Consider the following 25,707-nt stretch of genomic DNA (forward strand, 5'->3'; position numbering starts at 1 on the left):
TTTTAAAAAAAGGAAGATTATAATACGCCTTGTAACTGAACCAATCAAAATAGAACAGCGAGAAATATGGTTCTCTCAATGCTTTTTTAAAGTTCAGAATACAAGAAAAGAGGCAATGAATATGTTAGAAATTCATTATCTGAAAAATGGCAGCAAAGAAATAGCAACAGTCGAATCTCCGGAGCGCTTTCTCGCAAGTCAATACTTGGAAGTTCCACCTTTTGAAGACCATTACCGAGTCGAAGAAGTTTTTTTAGACGGTAAGCGGATTACATTGAGGGATCGAACGATCAGTGGATTGTTCAACTATTTAAATACTAAATAAAAAATTGCCTTTTTCTATGGCTCACTTTACTTGGTGAGGAATCATAGGAAGAGGCAATCTTTTTTATTTAATTGAGAATGAGAGGTGTAATTGAGAATCTAACAAGTAGGGAATTGAAATGGAAACGATTGGTCAAACGTACAACTATACTCTATTTGTATTGGATAGGAAATAAATATGCTCATTTCTGAGGAGGATAACATTTTTTTTGACTATTTCTGAATAAACTATTGCTTTTTATAGTTAGATATACTAATAATTAATAGAGATTATTCTCAAATAATTATTCTAATTGGAGGAAATGATATGTCATTAATTGGAAAAGAGATTGGTTCATTCGAAGCGAAAGCTTACCACAATGGAAAATTTATCGATGTTTCATCAGAAGATTTTAAAGGAAAATGGAACGTTGTTTGTTTTTACCCTGCAGATTTCTCATTTGTTTGTCCGACAGAGCTTGAAGATTTGCAAGATCAATATGCATCATTAAAAGAATTAGGCGCAGAAGTTTATTCTGTATCAACAGATACTCATTACACTCATAAAGCATGGCATGATCATTCTGATGCCATCAATAAAATCGAATATATCATGATTGCAGATCCTTCTCATGTGATCTCAGAGATCTTTGATGTACTAGATGAAGCTTCTGGGTTGTCTCAACGTGGAACATTCATCATCGATCCAGATGGCGTAGTCCAAACAGTTGAGATCAATGCGGACGGTATCGGTCGTGATGCTAGTGGCTTGATCGATAAAATCCGTGCTGCACAATATGTCCGTACTCATCCAGGTGAAGTATGTCCTGCAAAATGGAAAGAAGGCGAAGAAACTTTAACGCCAAGCTTAGACCTTGTAGGCAAGATTTAGGAGGCTCTCATGGCATTAGATAAGGCAATCAAAGACCAACTGACGCAGTATCTCGCGATGCTAGAATCAGAGGTTGTTTTTGCGGCAACTTTAGGTGAGGATGATTCTTCCACGAAAGTACGTGAATTCTTAGAAGAAATCGCAGAAATGTCGCCAAAAATCACTATCCAAGCTGTAGCAAGTGAACGGACACCAAGCTTTTCGATCAATCGTCCCGGTGAAGAAAGCGGCATCGCTTTTGCTGGTTTACCGTTAGGACATGAGTTCACTTCGTTTATTTTAGCGTTGCTTCAAGTAAGCGGTCGTCCGCCGAAAATTGACGAAGAACTTCAAAAGCGCATCAAAGCGATCGATAAGCCATTACATTTTGAAACCTATGTCAGTTTGACCTGCCATAACTGTCCTGATGTTGTTCAAGCGTTAAATATCATGGCAGTGCTAAATCCTTCCATCAGTCACACCATGATCGAAGGTGGGATGTTCAAAGAAGAAATTGACAAGAAAAAAATTATGGCTGTGCCAACCGTCTTTTTAGACGGTGAAGAATTTGCAAGCGGCCGTCAAACGATCGAACAGTTGTTGGAAAAAGCAGCTGGTCCGACGAGTAAAGATGACTTTGCTGAAAAAGAGCTTTTCGATGTGTTAGTTGTCGGTGGCGGACCTGCAGGCGGAAGCGCAGCGATTTATGCAGCGCGTAAAGGCATCAATACTGGGATGGTCGTCGAAACAATGGGTGGACAAGTAATGGAAACCCTGGGGATCGAAAACATGATCGGTACTCCTTATACCGAAGGACCAAAATTAATGCGTCAGGTAGAAGAGCACATCAACGAATACAATGTAGACGTGATGAAAGGGCAGCGTGCGAAAGATATTCGTCGCAATGATGTCATCGAAGTTGAATTAGAAAATGGTGCAGTATTAAAAACCAAAACGGCCATTTTAGCAACTGGCGCTCGCTGGCGTAACATCAATGTTCCAGGAGAAAAAGAATTCAAAAATAAAGGTGTTGCCTATTGCCCACATTGTGACGGTCCGTTATTTGCTGGGAAAGAGGTTGCTGTCATTGGCGGCGGAAACTCTGGGATCGAAGCAGCGATCGATTTAGCTGGCATGGCAAAACACGTCTATGTTCTTGAATTTTTACCGGAACTAAAAGCGGACCTTGTGCTACAAAACCGTTTGAACACGTTAGAAAATGTGACTGTTATTACGAATGCGGCAACGAAGGAAATTGCTGGATCCGATCATGTCGAACAATTGACCTACGTTGATCGCGAAACGAATGGCGAATTCACATTAGCTGTTGAGGGTGTCTTCATCTTGATTGGCTTGATGCCGAATACCGAATGGTTAAAAGATCGCATCGTTTTAAACGAACGCAATGAGATCGTCGTAGACAAACACGGCGCAACCAATATTGAAGGGGTCTTTGCAGCAGGGGATTGTACCGATAGTGTATACAAACAGATCATCACTTCAATGGGTTCAGGTGCCACTGCGGCATTAGGTGCCTTTGATCACCTGATTCGCTCGTAAGCGCCTTGCATCATTTAAAATCAAAAAACGTCTCAGGGGTTTCTAGGAGCTGCTGAGCGTTTTTTCTTTTTGTAAGGGCAGTTTGGGTGCAGTTGACAGAAGGACAGCTTCTATATTACAATGAAAAAAACTCGTTCAAAAAAGAAAGAGGTATATTGATGAGTGTCGTAGGTATCTAATCAGCCAATTAAAACAAATAAGCAAAAACAGACTGTTTATTTGTTGTGCCTGTAGATACCGATAAAAATCGTTATTGATGAATCAGGTGATGGGAAACTATCGCTTTTTTTGTACACTTTTTTGGACGGGGATCTGATCGGAATCCTCAGGCACAAGAAAGGATAACTCATGAAGATACCTCAAGCAACTGAATTTGAGCAAATTAAAGAACAAGTAAGTAAAAAAATAATCAGCGATTACGGCAAAGCGCGCTTTGCGAATGAAAAACCAGCAGCGACGATCCACTCTGCCCAAAAACGAGTGACAGAGACCACTGAAGCGATGGCACTATTAGCTGCTGGTCGTCAAGTGCCTTTTATGGGGCTGCAGCATGTCTTACACCATACGGAGAAAATTGAAAAAGGGTTTGTTTTAGAACCACAGGAGCTTATCGAATATGGAGACTTTTTACGGTCTTTTCGAATCATCCGTCAATTGTTCGAAAAGAATCAATCGATTGCCCCAAGATTACATCAATATGCACAAGGGTTAGAAGACTTTTCTGAAATCGCCGAAATGATTTTCCAAAAGATTCGCAATGGTCAGGTTGATAGTAATGCCAGCCGAGAATTGCGGAAAATTCGCGGTACGATCGAAAAATATGAAGCTGATCTGAAAAAAGTTTTTGCAAAGTTTTTTAAGGAAAGTCGCTATTTACAAGAAAATCGTGTCATCAAAAAGAACGACCGATATACGTTACCTGTGCGTGCTGAATTTCAACAGCAATTTAACGGAACGATCATCGAACGTTCCAATAAACGAGCGACTGTCTTTATTGAACCGGAGGCAGCTGCCCGTTTAAATGATCGATTGATCTTGGCGCAAGCAGAAGAAACAGCCGCTCAATACCAAGTGTTGTCAGAGTTGACAGGGGCGATCGCCAAACAAATGAACGCCGTGTTTGCCTGTCTTGACATTTTAGTTGTGCTGGATATTATTTTTGCTCGGGGAAAATATTGTCGAGAAATCAACGGGCAGGCGATAACTATGACTGAGGAAGAAGTTTTGCTTTTTGATCAAGTCCGTCATCCTTTGCTGGGGCGTGATGCGGTTCCTCTTTCTTTAAAACTTGGCGAAGAAAACCGCTGCATGGTCATCACGGGTCCAAATGCTGGAGGCAAGACCGTCGTCTTAAAAACCGTTGGACTTGTTTGCGCCATGGCTCATTATGGCTTATTTCCAGCACACAATGGCAAAAGCACTGTTCCGTTTTTAAAAAGTCTTTGGATGGATATTGGCGATCAACAAAGTCTGGAAAATTCTTTAAGTACCTTCTCTGGACACATGTCGAACATTGCTCAGATTATGAAGAATGCTACCCGACACAGTATTGTTTTATTGGATGAAATCGGCAGCGGCACTGAGCCCAATGAAGGGGCTGCTTTGGCGATCGCCATCATGGAATCCATCTATCGCTCAGGAGCTTTAATGATCGCAACAACGCATTATGGTGAAATCAAGCAGTTTGCCGTCGATCATCAAGATTTCGAAACAGCGGCAATGGCTTTTGATGCCAAAACCTTGACACCAAAATATCGTTTGCTGACGAATGCAGTCGGTGATAGTAATGCGTTTTGGATTGCCGAAAAGATGGCAATCCCTGTTGACGTAGTCCAAACAGCAAAAGAATATTTAAAGCATAAAACCTATTCTTTTGAGAAGCAGCTTTTTGAAAAGGGGAAGAAACAACCCCCTCAACAAGAAGCCAAGAAAGATCTTATTTTTCAAAAAGGAGACTTGGTCTTTTCAACAGAACATAACCAGCGCGGGCTTTTTTATGAGTATTTGGAACAAGGACAAGCGAAAATTTCAATAGAGAAACAATTTTTTGTCGTTGCCGCTCGTCGCTTGCAACTCCTCACAAAGCGAGAGGTGCTCTATCCCGCAGGTTATGATCTTGATCAGCTGTTCGTTGAGTTTGCGCAGCGCAAGTTTACTCGAGATATTGAACGGGGATCTAAAAAAGCGCAGAAGCAGTTACGAAAAGCAGCGCAAGAACGGCAAACCAATCGACCCGTGGATTGATAGATTAAGAAAACTTTCAATCGATAGACCAAAATCAAGCAAGCAGTCCTTTTTCAGCACCTAGAAAAAGGACTGCTTTTTTTAAATGTTCGTTTTTTTAATAACGTCCTTTATCGATGCCGTTCCTTTGTTTGGATGATTATTTTGGTTGTTTTTTCTTTATAGAGCAGAAAATATTCGAAATATCTAAATTCTTTAAGAAAAGTTAAAGAAAAATAAAAATAACAGAGAATTGGTTGTATCTTTATTCGAGGAAGGGTACCATTCATATTGGATTGAAAAATAACATATAACCTTGTTAGGTGAGGCTCCTATACAAACACAAGCTATTGCGCAGAAACGTCGAAAGACGCCAATGTGTAAAACAGGAATTGTCGGATTAAGGCTTTTCATAAAATAGCTAAGAGAGCAAATGACTTTCTTTACGTTGTATAGTGCTAAAACTCGGACGATGAGATTGCTGCTAAAGTCTGACGTCCTAAGAGAAGTGAGACTTTTTTGCTTTTCTTTCTGATGGATGACGAAGCTCATAGAGCAAAATAACTGGTACCGTCTGAACACCTACTCCAAGGCAAGAGGAGTGGAAGCAATGATAGAAAAAAAGAAGATCGATTGGCTGCTGATCATAGCTTATTTGCTATTGAGCCTTATCGGTCTTTTAATGATTTATAGTGCAAGTTCATACCGTTTATTAACGAGAGATCAACCACCAGCGTCGCTATTTATCCGTCAATTGGTCTTTTTATTACTTAGCTGGGTTCTTTTATTCATTATTCAGCGGACGCGAAGAGAGATTTTGCTTAGCAAATACTTAGCGATCGGTCTGCTAGCATTTGGGATCTTTACCTTGCTCTTAGCTCGTTTGCCCTTTTTCGGTGTCTCTGTTAATGGGGCACAACGCTGGGTCTCGATCGCAGGGATTCAATTTCAACCATCAGAGATTGTGAATGTAGGGATGGTCTTGTACCTTGCTCATTACTTTCAAACTGCAAAAACCACCTTGCAGGAAATGAAACGTCCGCTTTTCGTTTTGTTTTTGTGCTGTGTGTTGATCCTGTTTCAACCGAAAATAGCCGGTGTGATGATTTTGCTTTTTTTAGCATTTGTCATGATAACTACGGTACAAGTCCCCGTGAAGCTGACGGCTCTTTTATTTGGTGGCTTAGTGATCAGTCTATTCTTGGCTGCCCTGTTGATCATGTTTTTAGGCGACAATGATTTATTGCCTCATATTTTTATGCACGTATATAACCGAATTCGCTTAGTAGGCGATCCATTCTCCGACCCTTACAATCAGGGGTTCCAAATGATCCATTCTTACTATGCTTTATTTAATGGAGGGCTTACTGGTCTGGGTTTAGGAAACAGTATTACGAAAAAAGGCTTTTTACCAGTTGCGGAAACCGATTTTATTTTTTCCGTTTTAGTAGAAGAGCTTGGCTTGCTTTTCGGGATTTTTGTTATTGGCTTATTATTCGTAATCATCTTACGTTTATTTATTCGTTCCGCAGCTATTGAAAACCCTCAGATTGGGTTGATATTGCTAGGAACAAGTACATTACTTTTGTTGCAAACAAGTATCAATATAGCCAGTATTTTAGGGTTGATGCCGATGACGGGGGTACCGTTACCCTTTATCAGCTATGGTGGCTCCAGTTACTTTATTCTTTCATTTGCCTTTAGTATGTGCCTGAAATTAGAGCGAGAGGAGGGCAAACGAAATGAAGTTCCTCAAACGACATGATGCAAACTATGCCTTGCTGCTACCCGTTTTTCTGCTTTTTTTGCTAAGCATTTGGGTCCAGCATCAAGCTTCTGTGATGGATGGCAATGATCCTTCTGTGATCGTTTTTCGACAGATCGTTTTTTGTGTTCTATCCGCCATCGTGCTCTTCGTTACAAGTTTGATCCCAACCAATCTGCTCTTACGCTTTTCGGGCCTTTTGTATGTATTGGCGCTAGGTTTGATGGCTTCTCTTCATTGGTTCTACGATCAAACGATGTTTGAGCAGACTTCTACCAAACGCTGGATCAGAATCGGCGACTTTACCATTCAGCCCTCAGAGTTTATGAAAGTGGCCTTTATGCTTTTTATGGTCTATCTCACCTTAGTGTATGAAAAACGAAAAGCCGAACGGACCATTAAATCTGATTTGATCTACGTCACTAAGATCTTGCTTTATAGTATACCGACATTTCTATTGATGTTTATGCAACGGGACTTTGGTACGAGTTTAGTGTTTATTGTGATGTTAGGGGCTTTATTTATTATCTCTGGTGTTCATTGGAAAATTTTGACCGTAGTGATCGGTTTGATTGCAGCCCTCGGCGCTATTTTAATGCTGCTCGTGTTTACGGAATGGGGCAATCGTGTCTTGTTTCGACTTCATTTCTCGCAGTATCAATTAGACCGAGTGCGAGCTTGGGCAGATCCCCTAGCGTACCAAGACTCTATCGCGTTCCAACAAGTTCGCAGTATGTGGGCGATTGGCTCAGGAGGCTTATTGGGAGCGCCTGACACCCATACGACAGTGTACGTGCCGGTTCGTGAATCAGATATGATTTTTACAGTTATTGGTGAAACCTATGGCTTTTTAGGAAGTACTTTAGTGATCTTCTTGTATTTTTATCTCATCTATCAAATCATCTTCGCAGCGTTAAAAACGAATAACAAGGCGTCGGTCTATATCGCCATCACGTACGTTTTTGGCTTAGTCTTTCAGATCTTTGAAAATATCGGCGCGGCGATTGGGTTGCTGCCATTAACGGGAATTCCTCTGCCATTCTTAAGCCAAGGAGGAACCTCGTTGATTGCGATCAGTATTGCGATGGGAATTATTTTTGGGTTAGAAAAATTTCCGACTAAAGCGAAGAAACGATCGTACGCATTAAAAGAAAGTAGGGGATTAACATGAGCAAGACAGCAAAACAAGGGGTGATAGGTGGACTGCTTTGTAGCTGTTTCGCATGGTTGTTTTTCCTTGTAGCATTAGAGCCGCAGTGGTTCCAAACGCTTGATACCCTGTTTTCCCACGTGCCTCAATGGCGGACGGCTACAGTAGAAGCGATTTTTGTTCCGCTTGCTAGCACGGCAACGATCGTCCCGATAGCAGCTATTCATTTTCTATTGGCAGCAATTTTGTTTCTTCGGAAGAAACGGATCGAGAGTTTTTGGTTGATGGGAAATATGATCATAATCAGTGGTGTTGGCCAAGTGATCAAGAAATTCGTTGATCGCCCAAGACCGGAGTTTGCTGACAGTATGGAACGGGCGTCCGCCAGTTTTCCAAGTGGGCATACGCTATTAGCGACCACGCTAATTATTTCTCTCCTCTTTTTCTTCGCACAAACAGCTTCTGGCAAAAGAGGCAAACGTCCTATTAGCCAAAAACTAGCTATGTTTTTGGGATTGGTTTATTTACTGCTTATTATGATGAGCCGCTTGCTATTTGGGGTTCACTATCCTAGTGACTTGTTAGCGAGTATCTTGTTGGCAAGTGGAATCAGTTTTATCACATCTGCTTTTGTATTTTCGTTCAAAAAAAGTGTGCGTAGGGGGAAATAAAATGAGTACAGCGAAAAAACTGATAATTGTCTTCTTAGTACTGTTGATGGGCATCGTATCCGTCGGAACCGCCTATGCTATTAGGGTGTATTTTCAAGTAGAGGATGTCGTGGAGTCTATCCATCGACCGATCGAAGGGCGAGAAGAGGCGGAGGTTATCGAAAACGCCGAGCCCTTAAGTCTTCTCTTGTTAGGGATCGCCAATGACTCTCGTCGCAAAACGGATTACCGGGCAAACACGATCATGGTAGCGACGTTGAATCCTGCTACACGCAAAACGACCCTCACAAGTATTCCTCGAGATGCTTATGTGGAGATCGTTGGGCAAGGCTATCAGGATAAGATCAATCATGCCCATTCATTCGGTGGCGCAAAAATGATGATCGAAACTGTCGAACAATACTTGGATATACCGATTCATCATTATTTCTCCTTAAACATGGATGGGATGGCAGATCTTGTCGATGCGATTGGTGGAATCACGGTTGAAAATGAGTTTGCTTTTACGGCAGAAAAAATCGATTATCCAGAGGGAACGCTCGAATTAGATGGCTGGGAGGCACTTCAATATACTCGTATGCGCAAAGATGACCCCGAAGGTGACTATGGACGCCAACGTCGTCAGCGAGAAGTGACAGAGATTTTGGCGAATGAATTAGTTTCTCTATCAAGCGTGATGCGGATTCAGGATCTGTTAACGATTATTGGGGAAAATGGTGAAACAGATTTAACGTTTTCTCAGATGAGTCAACTATTCACCCAATATCAATCGGCACTCGTTACTGTCGAATCTTACCAAATGGCGGGTACTGGGTTCACTGGCGATGGCTTTAGAGGTGAATACGGTATCTCTTATCAAGAAGTGTCGCCTGAAGAACAACAAGCGACGAGTCAGCGTTTAAAAAGCGAATTAATGCTTGATTAAGTAAGCCTTGGGTTTAATTAGTAATAACACCACTTCCTCTTTGTTCCTCTAGTAAATCGTGATTAGAGTTGACAGCTGCTTTTCCTCAGGATACTCTTTAGTCAAGCAAAGCAATTCGGCTTGAAGGCTAGCAAGATCCTGTTCGGAGAAGGACTGTTAACTCTTTATTTGTTGCTATATCGTTTGGTTAAAAGTTACAAGGGGGGAAAAGAATGACTATCATCTTTAAAGATCAATTACCAGCGGATTCAAATCAGATTCTCGCTTTATATAAATGTGTTGGCTGGGTCGCCTATACGAAAGAGCCAGAGCGACTATTAAACGGCCTAGCTCAGTCACAGGTGATCACTGCCTATGTTGAAGAGCAGCTAGTCGGACTTATTCGATGTATAACCGATGGACAAACCATTCTTTATATTCAGGATCTATTAGTAGCGCCAGCGTTCCAACGTCAAAAAATTGGCCAGCGATTGCTCAAAAAAATGCTGGTGAGATATCCATCGATTCGACAAAAGGTTTTGATCACGGACAACACAGAGAAAACGCGCCGATTTTATGAGTCTTGCGGCTTTTCCTCTGTAGAAACGCAGCAAATTGCAGCATTTATTTATTTACCTAAAAACGAGTAAATAGCCAGAAACCCGATCGCTAGTTGAGAATGATCAATTTATTAACGGCTTTATGTTTGATGAAGGAGTGGGAGAAATGAAGCTGCGATTTGCATTATGTGTGTTAAGTTTAGTGATTGGTGTTGGCGCATGTGGAGGAAGCATGCTGGCGTTTATGAGTATTGAGCCATTAAGGAAAGGACAGTCATTTGCTGGGTTGGAATCGTCCATGCTCCAAGGAACGCCATTTACAACATTTCTGATTCCCGGGGTGTTTTTGCTAATTGTGTTAGGATTGGGCAATTTATTGGCAGCTATCCGATTGTGGCGCAACCAAGGGTATCATGGGGAATTGCTTTTAGGCATCTGTTTAGTTATCTGGATCATTGTTCAAGTGATTTTATTAAGGGGCGGGAATGTTTTGCATCTGATTTTCTTAGTGTTAGGTTTACTCCAGCTCGGTGTGGCAGCTTACTGTATCAAACACTTGCAACTCTCGGTTCCTTTTTCTGCTCATCAAAATTGATTTTGCAGAAGGGTTTTATGGGGGAAATAATTAAATTACTCAAAAGTTTCCTATGAAAAACGTGGATTTTTGAAAAAATATTCGCGAAAGGATCATTCGCTTAAAAAATTATGATAAACTGAAAGAAGTGAACGTATTTTCTAGAATCAGGAGGATCAATTATTGGAGTTTCTTAAAAAATCAAAAATTTTTGCAGGTCTGGTGATCGTCTGCCTTTTAGGGATCGCCGTCTGGATCTATTCAAATATACTGTTTGTTTTTCGACCATTAGAAGCAATCTTTTCTAGTGTCTTTTTACCTGTACTGATATCCATTTTTATTTTTTATATCTTTTTGCCTTTCTTTAATTGGGTAAAAAGAAGGACGAAAAAGAAAAGCATTGCGCTGTATGCGACACTGTTGTTGATCGTTTTTGCAGCCTATTTGATCATTCAGGTGATTGGACCCGCATTAGCCTATGAGATGGGACGCTTTATCAATCAAATACCCGTTATCATCAATTTGGTGATCGATAACATCGATCATTCCTATTTGGAGGAACTTTTCGGTCCTTTCATTGATTCGATCGATATTTCGCAAGCGAGCAATTTCGCTTTGCAGTTTATTACCGGGGCAACGAATAGTCTGACGAGTTTGATCTCCATCGTTTCTCACTCAGCGATCGTTTTGTTTACGATCCCACTGCTCTTAGTCTATATGTTTAAAGACGGTGAGAAAGTGCCAGACTTTTTAGCAAACAAAACACCGAAAAAGTACCAAGGATTGATGCGTCAATTATGCAGTGATTTCCACCAAGCAGCGTCTGCTTATATTGGCGGAAAATTGCTTGTATGTTCGTACGTTGCCGTTTCCAGTTATTTGATTTTTTCTTTGCTAGGTTTGCAGAATGCGTTGCTTTTAGGCCTGATTTGCGGTGTCTTGGATATCATCCCATACTTCGGACCATTTATCGGAGCGGCACCCGCATTTCTATTTGCTTTAAGTTTAGATATCCGGACTGCCATTTTATTGGTAGTGGGCATCACGATCATTCAATTGGGTGAATCGTATCTAGTTTCACCTCTAGTAATGAATAAAGTGTTGCATATCCATCCGATTATTGCGGTGTTCTTATTATTGATCGCAGGCAACTTGCTGGGATTTGTTGGTATGATCGTTGCACTTCCAGTGTATTCGATCATTATGGCGATGTCTGGCACGCTACTCCGTTTTTTCCAGGAACGTAAACTAGAACGTTCTGTGATCGATAAGGAGTCATTGTAACAATAAAACTTGCTGTTGAAGAAATCTTCATCAGCAAGTTTTTTGTTTTAGATGACACATAGCACGGTAGAAAGACTCATGCTATACTGATTGAAACGAAAACGACGATAGGAGTGAGGAAATGAAGGTTTTGTGGAATGATCAGATCGTTGATCGAGAGGCAGTGAGAATTGATATCGAAGACCGTGGCTATCAGTATGGTGATGGGATCTATGAAGTTATCCGAATATATAATGGCCACTGTTTTATGTTAGCGGAGCATATGGCTCGATTGGAAAGCAGTGCACAAAAAATTAAGCTAACGTTACCCTATTCGATTCCCGAATTGACTGAAAATCTAAAGTTACTCATAAAGACTGAAGGAATCACAGAAGGAGAAATCTATCTTCAGATCACCCGAGGAATCGCTTCTCCGAGAAATCACGAGTTTCCACCAGCTGGATCGGTCAAAGGGGTGGTGACGGCAAATGTGATCCCCTTTGACCGACCAGATGAAATGCAGCAAGCAGGGCTTTCGGCAACCGTCCTTCCTGATGAACGCTGGTTGCATTGTGATATCAAATCATTGAGTTTGTTAGGGAATCTTTTGGCGCTGGATCAAGCGATCGAAGCTGGTTTCGATGATGCGTTACTGCAACGAGATGGCTTTTTTACAGAAGCATCTGCATCCAATCTCTGGTTTGTCATTGATGGGATCGTCTATACTCATCCGGACGGGCGCTTGGTGTTACCGGGGATCACGAAAATGAAGGTCCTTAAGTTGTGTCGCCAATTAGAAATTCCCTATCGAGAAGAACCCGTCCCGATTGAGGCACTACGCAACACGCAAGAGTGTTTCTTAACCAACTCAGTTTGGGAAATCGTTCCGATCGTTGCCATTGATGGGAAACCCGTTGGCACTGGCGTATTGGGTTCAATCACGAAACAATTGCAAGCAGCGTATATCGCTGCCACAAAGAATAAAAGCGATTCATTGTGATTATGCAATAGAAACCACCTGAAAAAGCTTTGGCAACACCCAGTATTTTTAAGGCTGGGTGGGACCAAAGCTTTTTCTTGCGTTGAAAATTATTCCTTACCATTCACTAGGGTTCCACAACTTCCCGTCAAGTTCTCCTTGTTTCAATTCGATGCGGGTTTCTTGCTGCTGTAACAACTGTCCCAGCTCTTGCAAAAATGCTTTTTCATGGTAATCAGTGGTTTCTTGAATGGATTGTTCTATCAGCGGTGTTAGCCAATCATGACCCATCAAAGCACCTCCAATTCAGCTAAAGCATCTTCTAATTCGGTCAATGTTTCATGGTTTTCCTGCAACAAGGATAGCAAAGGAGCAAGCTGCGGTTTTTCAGAAACCAAATGCGCCAGTTTCTCAGCAAACCATTGTTGCTTTTGGTCAAACGTAAAGGGAGCGGGCATCGATAATAATTGCTGATAGGCAATGACAAAGGCACGCTTTTCTTTTTCCGTTTTATACATCAGTTGGTCAAGGACAACGATGGGTAACACGGTCATTTGGTGTTTTTTTGCCATCAGTACGAGTGGATGCAAAATTTCGTTAAAGGTCGTATTTTCTCGGCCGCCTAACTGAAATTCTTTGGCAGCAACACCAGTAGAAACGGCAAAACTGATTTCTTTTCCCACCAAAGCAGGCGCACAATTTTCCCAAACCGTATCGATCCAAGCTTTCATTTTTGCTGGAACACTGTACCAATATAAGGGGAATTGTAAAACCAAACGGTCACAGTTTTGCAGCAGCGCCTGTTCATGGGCAAGAGAAAAGTCAGAAAAATCATCAAGAAAGTGTATGGTGACATTAGGAAGTTTGGCACTTTCACTGAAAAAACGTTGGGAAAGAGAGTTGTGGAAATCTGGGTGGCTAGCCACCACTAAGGTTTTTATCATGAGATTGATCATCCTTTCCTACTACATGTACCATATTTTACCAGAAAGGGAAACTAGTCTGCTTTGCTTTTCGTAGTGTTGGTCCTCTTTTAGTTTGATTTAAGGTACTTCGTCTATATTCATTGATAAGGAAGTGTCAGTAACGACTTACACGTGAAGGAAATGGGGGAATAGAGGATGGAATCAAATGATCCCTTGATCAAAGGTCTAGCAACTATAATAAAGTTCGTTGCAAATGCAGTGAACTATGTCGAAAATGGACTTGCCAGTTGCCGACAACGAATTTCTGGAAAGCAACCCTCAAAAGCAAGTGACTATGGCAATGGGCAAGAGTTTACAGAATTGACTGTCTACAGATGACCGATGCAGAGAAAATAACTAAGATAGCTCACCCCTCATAGGGTGAGTCCTTTTTTTCAGGATGGCAAGTTTCTTAAACTTGGGTGTTTGCTTTGATAAAGGTCGATAAAGAAGTAAAAAGAATCGTAGAGAGAAAATCGCTGAAGAAACAATGTGATGTGGAAATTCTTCTAATTATCATAGGAATAGAGCCAATGAATGTAGTCAGCCTTTTTAGTATCTTAGTCCAACTGAAAAAAGCCGATGGCGGAATTGCAGCAACGAATGATTCGAAAGGGGAAAGTCGCGATTATGTCAGGAGAGATCTATTGGAAAGAGGGGAGAAATTTTTTGCGCCTAAACATTGGCTGTTCGCGAGAAAAACTCATTGATGGCTTGAAGCGATTCACATTGAGTTTGACATAAAAAAGAACCCACTGAGCGATCAGAAAGATCCTGTATTCTTTCTGATCGCCAGTGGTTTTTTAGTCTTTCGTCGTGCGGGGAGTCATTGCAGTAGTAACGGGGATTGGTTCAACGACATGGAAATAACCTTCTTTGTCTTGAATGATCAGCATATCTTGCTGACTCTTGCTCTTGATGATCTCACCTTTAACAATTTCGTTGGTGACAGTCCGATAAATGCTTGTAGTCATGTTCATTCCTCCCAACGGTTTTTACCAATTGATCTTCAATAGGGGGACTAGTACAAATCAATTGCTTGATTTGTACCAGCAAGGAAAAAGAAAACGAATTGGTATCTTTAGTATAGGAGAGCAATGTTTAGATTGCTGCAATTCCATGTAAAGTTTTTGTTAATCCTTTTATTTTCAGCGATTGACTAATCGGCTAAAGAAAAACGCAAGGCCATTTTATTACTGCCAGACTCCACCATTTTTCCTAGTAACGTTGTTGCATTTTTTAAATACAGTTCGGCCATCTCAGCGTTGGCTTCTTCAAGCAGACGAGTAGGCTGCTTGTCAACGGAAGCTTTACGATCAGTTTCTTGTTGGATGCGTCGACAAGCCGCCATCGTTTCCATTTCAAAACGGTTGGCAAGATCACTATAGCGATCGTAGTCGCTGTCTCCAATCAACGCCAAGGTGCGTCCTAACCAATAGCTATTTGATGGATCGTAGGTCTTTGTCGTATCACAATAGCCAAGTGGGGTCTTAGTGATAGCTGCATAAAAGGGCACAACGCCATTGAAGGTATTGGGGCCAAAGGCAAGCCAATGAATGCCAGCGATTGCTGCGGGCACGTGGTTGCGGATCTGTAAAATATGGACTTGCTGGTTGCGATTGAGAGCAATCGATCGGAATTGTGTTTTTTGTGTCTCGCTCCCTGTACCGTAAGGGTCAAAAGGCGTATTTTGGAAGTGGGAGCTCAATGCCCATTTTACATCTTCCACGGATAGCTTTTGTTTTGGGTAGCATACAAACGGGAGCTCTTGATCGATCGGTTCAGCGGCTGTTCCGCTAAAGTGTTTTTGAATGTACCATGCCCGCGGGTTATTGTAACGGGTATCTTTTTCTGAGGAGCTGCCAAAAATATGGCGTAGATTAATGCCTTCAAAATCAGGATTTAATTGATAGTCTTCAATCAACTGTTCGAGATCCTGCGAACACAACGTCATTTCTGAGGCGAAATCGAAGTGATCAATGTTTAAGCGATTTGGTGCCACGACATAGGCATCATCTGGTATGCGAACAGCTGCCCAGTGATGTCCACCGATGGTTTCCATATACCAGATTTCCTCGGCATCAGAAAAAGCGATCCCGTTGGCTTCATAGGTCCCATAGGTTTCTAAGAGTTCCCCTAAGCGTAAAACACCTTCTTTAGCGGAATGGATGTAAGGCAGTACGATGCTGACGAAATCAGCTTCCCCGATACCATCTTCCACATATGGATCAATAGCCAAAACGCGCGAATTGGTTGTGATCGTTTCTGTTGCAGTCATGGCGATATTTTCTTCATTGATTCCTGAAGCTGCCCAAACTCCTTGCGATTCATCTGCTTCAGGGGTTGAAGTATAGCGTAATGATTTTGCTGGCAAACTGATTCGACAGTCGCTTAAAACGGCGTAAAATTCATTTCCTTGCCGTTCTGGAGTGATGACGACGAATTTTTGCGGTTCCGAACCGCTTCCAGAATCTTCATTGCGGGCAATCATGGTCGAGCCGTCGATCGATGCTTTTTTTCCTACTAGTAAAGTGGTACAGGACGCTTTTTTTCTATCCATCTTTCCAACACTCCTTCATTTCTTCTTACGAATGATTGAAGCTAGTATACCCATAGTCTCATGGTTTTACAATGCTTTCAATAGAGAGGAACAAAAAAATTTCGCCTTTTTTATTAATTTTTAGTAGAATAAGGTGTTGTAAAAAAAATCAAAGGAGCCATTATTATGAAGAAAACAGTTGTTTTTAGTTATATTTTTTTACTAAGTCTGGTTTTTGCCGGCTGTGCCAAACCATCGACGGATGCGGGAAACTCCTCCAGTGAATCTTCGTCAGTCCAACAAAACGCCGAAGAGCGCACTGCCCAAATCAGCTTCAATAATAAAAGTGAAGAGCAAGACCAGGAGATCGAAACCAAAACGGTCACTTTTAAAGAAGGGGTTTCTTTGATGACTATCATGAAAGAGAACTTTGACTTGGAAGAAAATCAAGGGATGATCACCAGCATTGACGGTTTAGCGCAAGATGAAAAAGCTGGCTATTATTGGACATATACGATCAATGATGAAATGATTACAACTGGGGCAGATGATACCTTTTTAGGAAACAACGATAAAGTGGTTTTCACCTATGAAAAATTCGAATAAACCACTTGCATTTGCTGGAAAAGAAATTGCTTATTTAGGGCTGCTTGTGGCAGCGGCCGTCGTCGGCAGGTCACTTTTTCAACCCTTACCCAATGTTCAACCAATGACGGTGATCTTTTTATTAGTAACCATCCATTTAGGTCTTAGTCGTGGATTGATCGTTTGTCTGCTCTCGATGCTGATTACCAATTTTTACATGGGAATGGGAATATGGACGATTGCTCAATTAGTTAGCTATGCAATCATTATTTTGGGGATGTATCTGTTGTCAAAAAGCAAGCTGTTTATGAAACGGATGCTTTTACAAGTCAGCTACAGTGTATTTGCAGGGTTTGCTTATGGCTTTGTGATATCTTGGATCAGTGTCAAACTTTATGGGTTTCCTAGCTTTTGGACTTATTATTTTCAAGGATTGAGCTTTGATGCCCTCCACGCAATAGGCAATGGCATTTTTTATCTGTTACTAGCACCGATTTTTCTGCGGCTTTTCCAACACTACTATCCAAAGAACAACAGCGAAGGGCACTAAGCGCTTCGCTTTTTTTGTTGAGTTAGCTAGTGTCGGGCAAAACGTCCATGACTAGAGGAAAAGTCTTTGACGATCAAACGAGGTGAAAGGGGTTATGTGAGGAAACAAGCAGGCATATTGTTGTGCAAAAGCGGTTTCTGCAGGTATCCTTAAGGTATCTAAGGAAGGATGTGGCTTTTGATGAAATGGATCGTGAAAAAGGATGATTTAGAAAGCTACCGTGCGAAGTTCCATGGAAAACTGGCTGGTTATGCCGAGGAAGCCAAAATGATTGCCCTGCCAACACCAAAGTATTTTATCGTGGTGGTTGACGAAGAAAAAATCCACTTGATTCAGTTAGATCTGCAATTTCATGAAAAAGGGATGCAGACAATTATGATCCACGAGATCACAAAATTACAACTAGGCGGTGTGGTAAATAAAAAAGTCCAGATTCAGACACCTTCGACCACTGTCAAACTAATGATCAAACCGTTGGCGATCGGTATCAAAGAGGAGCAAAAAGCCTTGATCGATCGGTTTACCAGAATGTCGCGATAAACATCGGAGGAACACGCGGGAAAAATCAGCTGGATTTTTTCAAAAAAAAGCAAGGGCAGTTGCCTGCACTTGCTTTTCGTGAGTCCTGTTATTCTGGTGTACCGACGATTTTAATAAACTCATCGATATTCTTGATTTTCATATGCTTGATCACTAACTGTTCCCGCTTGTTCCATTTTCCTTCGACTTCTAATTGGTATTTATTTAAAGGAAGGCGTAAGACATAACTGGCTAAGTAGCGATCCTTAATAATGCAATTCACGATTTTGTGGTCTTCTAAAAGTTGGATACCTGTTAGCATCATTGGCGTTTCTTGAAAAACACGGCTATTGACTAACAATCCAGTGTGGGTTTCGTTCATGGGATCTTCCTTTCTGATAAACCTGGGATAAATCATCTTTCTGTCTGTTATGTTACCTGATTTGCATCAGAAAGGCAATTCCTATAATAAATCCTCGTTATTATGTGCCACGTAAAAAGAAAGGAGGCAAAAGGAATGGTTGGGTATAACCGTTTCTCAAAAGAGTTTCAAAAGGCTTCGAAAGAACTCCGTGAAGGGAAGAAGTCCAAAAATGCCAATAAAGGGCTGCGAACACGACAAAAAATCGCTGCTGAAAAAGAACAAAAAGCACAAAATGCTTTTTCGACTGGTTTTTTGATCGGTTCCTTCAGAGAAATATTCCGCAAGAAATAAGCAAGTTCCGCTGCCAAAGCGGGACTTGCTTTTTGTTTAGAATAAATAATTGAAGAAGACACCGTTGAGAAAGGAAAAGCTCAGATAAAATAGAAAAAGTGTCACGATGTCCAGGGGTAGGCCTTTCAGAATTGGCGGAATTGCGGCAATTTGATTTCGTGTATGAACCCCTGACAAAGCACAGGAAAAGAGAAAATACATGCCTACAGCAACAAATAAATTGGTTAAATAATCGGTATAGGGAAATTGGGTCACAGTGGCGATCGTCAGCAAGATGACACTGACTAGGGTCGTCTTTTTTAGATCATTCGTCAAGAAACGTTTTTTTGCTGGAACGATCAGTAAGCATAAACTGGCAGTAATCAAGGCGATGATGGCAGCACTTACCAAATTGGTGACCACTTGATTGCCATAGACAAAGCGATTTTGAAGCAAAAGATAAAAACTTAAACCGCTCAACAAGTATGCGACTGCAATGATCCCTGACAGGAAAACCACCCGTGTCGTCACGTTCGGTTTTTTTTCTTTGACGGTCGGCGCCAAATTTTGACAGGCGTAATTTGTGAGTAGAATGACTAGGAAGACCACTAGTCGATTGGCGATCATCATATGAGAACGCTCCTTTCTTGCGTTTTAGCTCATGATTTTAAGGTTGAACGGGGTCTTTTTTCCTTCCCCTAAAATGCGAAGGCGTAAGAAGCGATCGATGAGTGGAGTAAAACAATTCATGATCAAGATGGCATAGCTCATGCCTTCGTTTGTGAAACCAAAGAAACGGAAGAGGACAACGAGAAGCCCCACGCCTAAGGCAAAAAGATTTTCTCCTGCTTTTGTTCCTGGAGTCGAAGAATAATCAGTCGCCATATAGATCGCACCCAACATGGCACCACCGCTGATGATATGCCCAATCACCGTTTGCCAACTGCCAGTAAAAAGTCCTTCTGGACCAAGGATAAAAGCAAAGAGCCCGATAGTAGCAAAAATAATCAGTGGGATACGAGGGGAGATGATTTTCTTGTAAACGAGAAAAATTCCACCCAGCAGTAAAAGCAAGGCACTGGTTTCACCGATTCGTCCCCCAGTAAATCCTAAAAAAGCATCCAACAGATCAGAACCGCTTAAGGTGTCCCCGGCCTTCATGACAGCTAACGGCGTAGCACCAGAAACGACATCGTTCGCCGTAGCTTGCGAAACCACATCAGGTGCGATGCTGCCAAAAGGTGGATCTGGCCAACTGATCAAAAACATCTGGTTATAAAACAAGCCAATCAACAAGGCGCGACCGCCAAGGGCTGGATTTAAAAAGTTATAGCCGATACCGCCAAAAAATTCTTTGACGATGATCACGGCAAACGCCACCCCGATCACTGGGAAATACCAAGGTGCGGTCGGTGGAAGATTCATCGTTAAAAGCAATGCCGTCACAACGATGCTTAGATCGAAACGAAATGGCCGTTTGATGAGGTAGGACCAAATTCCGTCGGCGGCAAACGCCGTGGCTAGCGCAATGAAAAACAACCCATATACCTTGAGCCCGAAAAGGTAGCCCGAGAATAAAACTGCTGGTAGTAAGGCTAGTACTACACAGCCCATGATTTTGACTGTTTCGTCATTGCTGCGAATATGGGGGCTTGGTGGTGTTTCTTGGTTTTTTCGTTGCTGAAAGAGGCGCTCGCTATCGGAATCCTTGTAGTAATCAGGCACTTTCCTTCGCCTCCTTCTGCAGCTGTGCAACCTTGCCTTTTGCGGCAGTGATGTTGGCAGCTAAGGAACGTTTGGCTGGACAGACAAAGGTGCAAGCACCACAATTGATACACGCTTCTGCCAGCAATTCTTCACATTTTTGATAATCGCCTGCTCGATAGAATTGATCGATCTCCATCGGCATCAGGCGCATCGGACAAGCTTCGACACATTTATTGCAGCGAATGCAGGGGTTTTCGGCATATAGCCAATCGGTTTCTTCATTAAAAACAACGATCCCGTTGCTGCCTTTGGTGACCGGAACCTTTAATGTTTTGACGGATTTCCCCATCATGGGGCCGCCAAGAATCAGCTTGCTGGGCGCACCTTGAAAGCCGCCAGCAAAATCGATCAACTCTCCTGCGAGTGTTCCTAAAGGATTTTTGACGATGCGTGGATGTTGAACATCACCAGTCACGGTTGTATAGCGTTCAATCAGCGGTTTGTCATAACAGACCGCTTCAGCGATGGCAAAGCTGGTGGCAACATTGATCAATACGATCCCAATATCGGCAGTCAAACCGCCTAAAGGTACCTCCTGATCGGTCAATAACTCTACTAACTGCTTTTCACCACCGGTTGGATAAACAGTTGGGACAGTAACGACTTCTATCGTGTCATCCTCTGCACTTGCGGCTTGCATCGCTGAAATGGCTAGCGGTTTATCATCCTCGATGCCAATGATGATTTTTGGATCAGCTAACAATTTTTGGGCAATTTTTGCCCCTTGGATGATTTTTTGGGCTTCTTTTTGCATTAAGAAGGCATCACTGCGCAAAAAGGGCTCACATTCAGATCCGTTTAAGATCAAGGTATGGATTTTTTTATTTTCATCAATACTGAATTTGACATGGGTGGGAAACGTTGCACCGCCTTTGCCGGCGATACCGCCTTGACGGATTTTTTTGAGGATCGTTTCGTTAGCAGCAGATTGCCAGTTGAATGGGGTAGACAAAAAATCATTATCGAAGGCATAATCGTTTTCAATGATGATGGTTTTTCCTTCTTCATTGTTTTGATTTGGCCAATCGACAATATCGACGATTTTGCCCGAAACAGATGCATGGACTTTCGCAGACACAAAGGCATCTGCTTCAGCGATCACTTGCCCTTGCTTGACGTACTCACCAACGGAAACCGTCGGTTCGACAGGGGCACCAATATGTTGTGCCAAAGGGATAAAGACCATCGTGGGTGAAAAGGTAAGGATTTCATCTTGTTCGATCATTAATTTTTCTTTTAACATTTGTAACGGGGGACTTAGTGAAATTCCGCCAGTAAATGTTCTCATAGCCAACACTCCTTTTTTCTCCTAACTTTATTCTAGCATGCCATCCGCATTCTCAAAACCATAAACGCTTACATTTCACAAGAAAAACTTATTTCGGTTGACATATGATTGTTTGTTCATATATAATCAGGGTATAAACATGATTGATCGTTCATATGTTCGATGGAATAGAGGAGGTTTTGATGATGGCTGAACATACTTGTCAACACGAGCACACAAAAACGAAGGGACATACGCATACCCATGATCATGGGACGTTTCCTCGTAAGGTTTACTTCGCGGGGGTAATCTTCTTTATAGTGGCGCTGTTTATTTCGAATCAATGGGTAAAAGACGGGGTTTATTTTGCTGCAGTTTTATTAGCGGGCTACCACATTTCGTGGGAAGGGATCGAGGATACCGTAAAAAGTACAAGAATCAATCGGCGCTTTACGCCAAATGTCCATCTATTGATGTTATTAGCAGCGATAGGGTCAATGATCATAGGCAATTTTAATGAGGCAGCCTTACTGATTTTGATTTTTGCTGGTGCTCACTTTTTAGAAGAATACGCGGAAGGGCAAAGCCGACGTGAAATCACCAATCTTCTCAAATTGAATCCAACGGAAGCACGTTTGATGGGCCCAGATGGGAAAGCCAAAAAAATTGCTGCTTCAGAGATAAAAAAAGGGGATATTTTACAAGTTTTGCCTGGTGATCAGTTAGCAACAGATGGGGTGATTCTTTCTGGCACGAGTGCCATCAACGAAGCTTCCATCAATGGCGAGAGTATACCGCGAGAAAAAACAGCGGGAGACGAAGTTTATGGCAGTACCATCAATGGCAATGGAACATTTTTGATGGAAGTCACAAAAGACAGCTCGGAAACGGTCTTTGCCAAAATTCTTTCAGTCGTTGAAGCGGCACAGTCGAATCAGTCACCAACAGAAACACGAATCAAAAAAATCGAACCAATCTATGTAACCATTGTTTTCATTGCAGTCCCTTTGTTCATCTTAACAGCACCGTTTCTACTTGGTTGGGATTGGTATACCAGTTTTTATCGCGGGATCGTGATGATGATTGCAGCGTCTCCTTGTGCGTTAGCGGCAAGTGCGGTACCTGCTAGTTTATCTGCGATTTCAAATCTAGCGAAAAAAGGGATTCTTTTTAAAGGCAGCAACTACTTAACGAATTTTGCTCAGATCAAAGCGGTGGCATTTGACAAAACGGGCACGTTGACCGTCGGAAAACCAACGGTCACGGATGTCATTTTCGCTGAAGCCATCGATCAAGCAGAGGCCGCTTCCATCATCGTTTCGCTGGAAAAACAAGCCAATCATCCATTAGCAGATGCGATCGTTACTTATTTTGAGAAGAACAATAAAGGGCAGCAATGCGAACAGCTGACGGTTACGAATGAGATTGGTTCCGGTTTAGTAGCCGTCTCAGGAACAAAAACCTATCGATTAGGAAAAAGAACCGAAAACTCCCAGTTAACAGGTTCGTTGGAGCAACAGTACCGTCACCTGGAAGCGCAAGGAAAAACGATGGTCATTTTTTCCATCAATGAAGAGGTTGTCGCAATCATCGCTTTGATGGATGAGCCGAACGAACAGGCAGCTTCTGTGATTCGTTATTTAAAAAATGAAGGGATCCATACCGTTATGATCACCGGAGATAGTGCGTCTGCTGGGGAAGCCATCGGAAAGCGGCTAAACGTTGATCAAGTGGCGGCTAATGTGCTACCTGAGAACAAAGCGGAAGCGGTTCGAGCACTCCAAGAAGCCTACGGACAAACCGCCATGGTGGGGGATGGCATCAATGATGCGCCCGCACTTGTTCAGGCAGACATCGGTTTTGCGATGGGGGAAGGGTCAGATGTTGCTATCGAAGTGGGGGACGCCGTGATCATGAAAAATGATCTTTCACGCTTCGCGTATGCCTATCGCTTAGCGAAGAAAATGGATCGAATCATTTGGCAAAATATTTTCTTCTCCATGTTTATCGTCGCATTATTAGTCGGGTTGAATCTATTTGGAAAAATGAATATTGGACTGGGGGTATTTGCCCATGAAGGAAGTACGTTGATTGTATTGTTTAACGGGTTGCGCCTTTTGCGCAAACTGCCAGATGCATAAAAAAAAGCGGCTATCGAAGGATAGCTGCTTTTTTAATGACTGAATTGTGTCGAAGTTGGAAAATCAAAGGCATCGATTTTTTGCAATCGATTTTCGATCCTTCTTAAAATCCCTTCAGAGGAATCCAACGGTTTGATTGCATGATAAGCAGTCAGTAACAGGTCTTTTTCTTTAGCGGGACGGTTTTCGATGCGGTAGATATTTGCTAGTCGTTCCACGTATTCATAATGACTATAGTCTGTTTTGTTGATCAAGAAATGCAAAAGATCTTTTGCTTTTGCGTAGTCTTCTTGAAGATAGAAACTGATTGCTTCACGATACAATTTGATATCAAGTTCTTCGATCTGGTCAGGGGTTGCTTTAAGCGCACGCCACTCATTGATCGAGATTTTTCGTACGACTTTGCCAGTTGCATCGGTCAAAAAAATTACCGGTACATCGTTTGGATGTTTTGCTTCTTGCTTGATTTTCTTCATGTCGCACCTCCCGCGTGTCAATGGACTGACTGTTTGATATCTCCTATTTTAAAAGGAATAGCGGGAAAAGTCTACATGTAGATGTTAGATTCGTAGGAAATTTTAAAACATTCTCATTTATTAGGCTCTTTTTCGTTGAAAATGGTTGACCGCATCGGAGGCACCCATGAAAATCAAGATCCCGCCAAAAATTTGGAAGAACAACAACCAAGTGGCGAAGGGATTCAATACTAGGATGATCCCTGCAGCAATGATCAATAGACTGATGATCAAGCTAGTGATATAAGGTAAGCCAATGCGTTTTTGGTTAAAGCTTGCCATCAATCGGGTGCAACCGCTGATGGTGATCATGATTCCTAAGAAAAATGGCACGATGGCAAGTAATCCTTTGGCAAAAACTAAAATCGCAGCTGCCGCAATCAACAGTAAGATACCAGAGACTGATTGCACATTGCGATAGCCCTTTTGTTTTTCTTTGTAGCTCGTATACAAGCTAATGATCCCTAAACATGCAATATACCCGGCAACAAGATAAACGATCGTGTTGAAGACAGATCGTGGTGCAATCAAGATGATGAAGCCAAAGACGATATATACGACGGCACGAAGTAAATCATAGCGTTGTAATTTATCAAAAAATGCATTCATGATAATTCCTCCTTTTTTCCTATTGTACCGAATTCTTGTTAAAATAGATATCAAAAAACCTACGAAATAGGCTAAGCCTTTTGTATCAGATGGTTTTTTGGTAGAATAAGGAAAAGAAAACAGAACGGAGAGTATTATGAGTGGGTTAACGCTAGTGATGTGTGCCTTTACGATCGTTTTATACCTTTATTTATTCGTGGTACGGAAAGACATTCAATTTCTTGCTGTGGAGCGCAAACTAAGCAAGGTCGCCATTACGATTTTTTCAGTAATGATTATCCTATCTATGGTGATGATGGAAGAGGCACTTGATAATCGGGTGCGAGGGATCGTTTCGGGTTTGGTCTTTTTGAGCTTTGTTTTAGATAGCCGCGGCTTAGCACTTGATCGAATCATTGTCCATCCAATGAGTATCAAAGGGGTACTCTACCAAGAGATCGATCGAGTCGTTTTATTTCAAGAAAAGGAAGGGCAGCCCATCAAGATGAACTATTTTCGAAGAGGGATGAGAGGCCCATTGATGAAATTCAAGCAGCCATTAGCAGAATTGGTTGTTTTCTTGTCAGAACACTTGAATGAAGGGACACCGATCGATATTTTAGTCGATCATGATCAAGGAACAAAGGACTAAAAGACCCTCGATTACTGCCAGTTTAATGTAGTGACCCCAAAAAGTTAGACTTTTATGGAGTGGAGAAATCCACTCCTTTTTTGTACGATAAAATTAACTGTT

General features: G+C 41.9%; 29 protein-coding genes, 1 pseudogene and 1 riboswitch. Of the genes and pseudogenes, 20 read left to right on the forward strand and 10 right to left on the reverse strand.

Annotation, left to right across the window (positions count from 1 at the left end; translation table 11 throughout):
- Nucleotides 1–121 precede the first annotated feature (121 nt).
- From ACI3E5_RS15360 to dat, 12 genes are all read left to right on the forward strand, one after another.
- Nucleotides 122–325: a hypothetical protein gene (locus ACI3E5_RS15360; protein ID WP_325845134.1), complete on the forward strand. Its 204-nt coding sequence runs from the start codon at nucleotides 122–124 to the stop codon at nucleotides 323–325.
- A gap of 306 nt (nucleotides 326–631) precedes the next feature.
- Complete coding sequence (gene ahpC, locus ACI3E5_RS15365; RefSeq protein ID WP_005226227.1) at nucleotides 632–1,195, forward strand: alkyl hydroperoxide reductase subunit C; 564 nt, start codon at nucleotides 632–634, stop codon at nucleotides 1,193–1,195.
- Between the two features lie 9 nt (nucleotides 1,196–1,204).
- Nucleotides 1,205–2,734: an alkyl hydroperoxide reductase subunit F gene (gene ahpF, locus ACI3E5_RS15370; protein WP_498822074.1), complete on the forward strand. Its 1,530-nt coding sequence runs from the start codon at nucleotides 1,205–1,207 to the stop codon at nucleotides 2,732–2,734.
- Between the two features lie 348 nt (nucleotides 2,735–3,082).
- Nucleotides 3,083–4,978, forward strand: a complete 1,896-nt coding sequence (locus ACI3E5_RS15375; protein WP_325845135.1) for an endonuclease MutS2 — start codon at nucleotides 3,083–3,085, stop codon at nucleotides 4,976–4,978.
- Nucleotides 4,979–5,265: 287 nt separating this feature from the next.
- A riboswitch (M-box (ykoK) riboswitch) is annotated at nucleotides 5,266–5,441 on the forward strand.
- A 126-nt stretch (nucleotides 5,442–5,567) separates the two neighbouring features.
- Entirely contained in the window at nucleotides 5,568–6,722 is a 1,155-nt protein-coding gene (locus ACI3E5_RS15380; protein ID WP_034868647.1) for an FtsW/RodA/SpoVE family cell cycle protein, read from the forward strand.
- On the forward strand, nucleotides 6,700–7,893 hold the full coding sequence (locus ACI3E5_RS15385; RefSeq protein WP_325845136.1) for an FtsW/RodA/SpoVE family cell cycle protein: 1,194 nt from the start codon (nucleotides 6,700–6,702) through the stop codon (nucleotides 7,891–7,893). The genes ACI3E5_RS15380 and ACI3E5_RS15385 overlap by 23 nt, the downstream gene beginning before the upstream one ends.
- Entirely contained in the window at nucleotides 7,890–8,543 is a 654-nt protein-coding gene (locus ACI3E5_RS15390; protein WP_015509794.1) for a phosphatase PAP2 family protein, read from the forward strand. Before ACI3E5_RS15385 ends, ACI3E5_RS15390 begins: the two co-directional genes overlap by 4 nt.
- A 1-nt stretch (nucleotide 8,544) precedes the next feature.
- Complete coding sequence (locus tag ACI3E5_RS15395; RefSeq protein WP_015509793.1) at nucleotides 8,545–9,468, forward strand: LCP family glycopolymer transferase; 924 nt, start codon at nucleotides 8,545–8,547, stop codon at nucleotides 9,466–9,468.
- Between the two features lie 212 nt (nucleotides 9,469–9,680).
- Nucleotides 9,681–10,097 carry a GNAT family N-acetyltransferase gene (locus ACI3E5_RS15400; protein WP_325845137.1) on the forward strand — a complete coding sequence of 139 codons (417 nt, stop codon included), beginning with the start codon at nucleotides 9,681–9,683 and terminating at the stop codon, nucleotides 10,095–10,097.
- A 76-nt stretch (nucleotides 10,098–10,173) separates the two neighbouring features.
- Nucleotides 10,174–10,602 (forward strand): hypothetical protein, encoded by a 429-nt coding sequence (locus ACI3E5_RS15405; RefSeq protein WP_325845138.1) that lies wholly within the window; start codon nucleotides 10,174–10,176, stop codon nucleotides 10,600–10,602.
- 162 nt (nucleotides 10,603–10,764) lie between these two features.
- The gene (locus ACI3E5_RS15410; RefSeq protein WP_010748435.1) at nucleotides 10,765–11,865 is read left to right on the forward strand and encodes an AI-2E family transporter; all 1,101 of its coding nucleotides are present in this window, start codon (nucleotides 10,765–10,767) and stop codon (nucleotides 11,863–11,865) included.
- Between the two features lie 121 nt (nucleotides 11,866–11,986).
- Nucleotides 11,987–12,844, forward strand: coding sequence for a D-amino-acid transaminase (dat, locus tag ACI3E5_RS15415; protein ID WP_325845139.1), 858 nt, complete (start codon nucleotides 11,987–11,989; stop codon nucleotides 12,842–12,844).
- A 96-nt stretch (nucleotides 12,845–12,940) separates the two neighbouring features.
- Here the strand turns inward: dat and ACI3E5_RS15420 are convergent, their stop codons facing one another.
- Both ACI3E5_RS15420 and ACI3E5_RS15425 read right to left on the reverse strand, forming a co-directional pair.
- A complete protein-coding gene (locus ACI3E5_RS15420) occupies nucleotides 12,941–13,114 on the reverse strand; it encodes a hypothetical protein (RefSeq protein WP_005226215.1) in 174 nt (57 codons plus the stop codon).
- Nucleotides 13,114–13,779 carry an NAD(P)H-dependent oxidoreductase gene (locus ACI3E5_RS15425; RefSeq protein WP_325845140.1) on the reverse strand — a complete coding sequence of 222 codons (666 nt, stop codon included), beginning with the start codon at nucleotides 13,777–13,779 and terminating at the stop codon, nucleotides 13,114–13,116. Before ACI3E5_RS15425 ends, ACI3E5_RS15420 begins: the two co-directional genes overlap by 1 nt.
- A 165-nt stretch (nucleotides 13,780–13,944) precedes the next feature.
- Between ACI3E5_RS15425 and ACI3E5_RS15430 the strand changes: the two genes are divergently transcribed.
- Together ACI3E5_RS15430 and ACI3E5_RS15435 are read left to right on the forward strand one after the other, a co-directional pair.
- Nucleotides 13,945–14,127 carry a hypothetical protein gene (locus ACI3E5_RS15430; RefSeq protein WP_325845141.1) on the forward strand — a complete coding sequence of 61 codons (183 nt, stop codon included), beginning with the start codon at nucleotides 13,945–13,947 and terminating at the stop codon, nucleotides 14,125–14,127.
- Nucleotides 14,128–14,370: 243 nt separating this feature from the next.
- Nucleotides 14,371–14,532: pseudogene (locus tag ACI3E5_RS15435) on the forward strand (MalY/PatB family protein); the annotation flags it as partial.
- Nucleotides 14,533–14,591: 59 nt separating this feature from the next.
- Here ACI3E5_RS15435 and ACI3E5_RS15440 read toward each other — a convergent pair.
- On the reverse strand, nucleotides 14,592–14,762 hold the full coding sequence (locus ACI3E5_RS15440) for a hypothetical protein (RefSeq protein WP_010748430.1): 171 nt from the start codon (nucleotides 14,760–14,762) through the stop codon (nucleotides 14,592–14,594).
- Between the two features lie 185 nt (nucleotides 14,763–14,947).
- The gene (locus ACI3E5_RS15445; protein WP_010748429.1) at nucleotides 14,948–16,348 is read right to left on the reverse strand and encodes a C69 family dipeptidase; all 1,401 of its coding nucleotides are present in this window, start codon (nucleotides 16,346–16,348) and stop codon (nucleotides 14,948–14,950) included.
- A gap of 165 nt (nucleotides 16,349–16,513) precedes the next feature.
- Between ACI3E5_RS15445 and ACI3E5_RS15450 the strand changes: the two genes are divergently transcribed.
- The 3 genes from ACI3E5_RS15450 (at nucleotide 16,514) to ACI3E5_RS15460 (ending at nucleotide 18,002) form a co-directional block, all read left to right on the forward strand.
- Nucleotides 16,514–16,933: a DUF4430 domain-containing protein gene (locus ACI3E5_RS15450; RefSeq protein ID WP_325845142.1), complete on the forward strand. Its 420-nt coding sequence runs from the start codon at nucleotides 16,514–16,516 to the stop codon at nucleotides 16,931–16,933.
- A complete protein-coding gene (locus tag ACI3E5_RS15455; RefSeq protein WP_325845143.1) occupies nucleotides 16,917–17,462 on the forward strand; it encodes an ECF transporter S component in 546 nt (181 codons plus the stop codon). The genes ACI3E5_RS15450 and ACI3E5_RS15455 overlap by 17 nt, the downstream gene beginning before the upstream one ends.
- A gap of 168 nt (nucleotides 17,463–17,630) precedes the next feature.
- The gene (locus ACI3E5_RS15460; protein ID WP_005226207.1) at nucleotides 17,631–18,002 is read left to right on the forward strand and encodes a hypothetical protein; all 372 of its coding nucleotides are present in this window, start codon (nucleotides 17,631–17,633) and stop codon (nucleotides 18,000–18,002) included.
- 88 nt (nucleotides 18,003–18,090) lie between these two features.
- Here the strand turns inward: ACI3E5_RS15460 and ACI3E5_RS15465 are convergent, their stop codons facing one another.
- Nucleotides 18,091–18,363 (reverse strand): hypothetical protein, encoded by a 273-nt coding sequence (locus ACI3E5_RS15465; protein WP_005226206.1) that lies wholly within the window; start codon nucleotides 18,361–18,363, stop codon nucleotides 18,091–18,093.
- 135 nt (nucleotides 18,364–18,498) lie between these two features.
- Here ACI3E5_RS15465 and ACI3E5_RS15470 point away from each other — a divergent pair, with 135 nt between their 5' ends.
- A complete protein-coding gene (locus tag ACI3E5_RS15470; RefSeq protein WP_015509783.1) occupies nucleotides 18,499–18,696 on the forward strand; it encodes a hypothetical protein in 198 nt (65 codons plus the stop codon).
- A gap of 36 nt (nucleotides 18,697–18,732) precedes the next feature.
- Here the strand turns inward: ACI3E5_RS15470 and ACI3E5_RS15475 are convergent, their stop codons facing one another.
- The 3 genes from ACI3E5_RS15475 to rsxC are packed head-to-tail and all read right to left on the reverse strand — an operon-like array spanning nucleotide 18,733 to nucleotide 21,730.
- Nucleotides 18,733–19,305: a hypothetical protein gene (locus tag ACI3E5_RS15475; RefSeq protein WP_015509782.1), complete on the reverse strand. Its 573-nt coding sequence runs from the start codon at nucleotides 19,303–19,305 to the stop codon at nucleotides 18,733–18,735.
- Nucleotides 19,306–19,329: 24 nt separating this feature from the next.
- The gene (locus ACI3E5_RS15480; RefSeq protein WP_015509781.1) at nucleotides 19,330–20,400 is read right to left on the reverse strand and encodes an RnfABCDGE type electron transport complex subunit D; all 1,071 of its coding nucleotides are present in this window, start codon (nucleotides 20,398–20,400) and stop codon (nucleotides 19,330–19,332) included.
- Nucleotides 20,393–21,730 carry an electron transport complex subunit RsxC gene (gene rsxC, locus ACI3E5_RS15485; RefSeq protein WP_034857394.1) on the reverse strand — a complete coding sequence of 446 codons (1,338 nt, stop codon included), beginning with the start codon at nucleotides 21,728–21,730 and terminating at the stop codon, nucleotides 20,393–20,395. The genes ACI3E5_RS15480 and rsxC overlap by 8 nt, the downstream gene beginning before the upstream one ends.
- A gap of 185 nt (nucleotides 21,731–21,915) precedes the next feature.
- Between rsxC and ACI3E5_RS15490 the strand changes: the two genes are divergently transcribed.
- Complete coding sequence (locus tag ACI3E5_RS15490) at nucleotides 21,916–23,850, forward strand: heavy metal translocating P-type ATPase (protein WP_498822076.1); 1,935 nt, start codon at nucleotides 21,916–21,918, stop codon at nucleotides 23,848–23,850.
- Nucleotides 23,851–23,882: 32 nt separating this feature from the next.
- Here ACI3E5_RS15490 and ACI3E5_RS15495 read toward each other — a convergent pair whose 3' ends face one another.
- Both ACI3E5_RS15495 and ACI3E5_RS15500 read right to left on the reverse strand, forming a co-directional pair.
- Nucleotides 23,883–24,326, reverse strand: a complete 444-nt coding sequence (locus tag ACI3E5_RS15495; RefSeq protein ID WP_005226200.1) for a hypothetical protein — start codon at nucleotides 24,324–24,326, stop codon at nucleotides 23,883–23,885.
- Between the two features lie 120 nt (nucleotides 24,327–24,446).
- Nucleotides 24,447–24,974 carry an HdeD family acid-resistance protein gene (locus ACI3E5_RS15500; protein WP_005226199.1) on the reverse strand — a complete coding sequence of 176 codons (528 nt, stop codon included), beginning with the start codon at nucleotides 24,972–24,974 and terminating at the stop codon, nucleotides 24,447–24,449.
- Between the two features lie 136 nt (nucleotides 24,975–25,110).
- Between ACI3E5_RS15500 and ACI3E5_RS15505 the strand changes: the two genes are divergently transcribed.
- On the forward strand, nucleotides 25,111–25,605 hold the full coding sequence (locus tag ACI3E5_RS15505) for a hypothetical protein (RefSeq protein ID WP_005226198.1): 495 nt from the start codon (nucleotides 25,111–25,113) through the stop codon (nucleotides 25,603–25,605).
- Nucleotides 25,606–25,707: the final 102 nt, after the last annotated feature.

Origin of the sequence: Candidatus Enterococcus avicola (assembly GCF_047470845.1) — a bacterium.
Taxonomy (GTDB): domain Bacteria; phylum Bacillota; class Bacilli; order Lactobacillales; family Enterococcaceae; genus Enterococcus_D; species Enterococcus_D casseliflavus.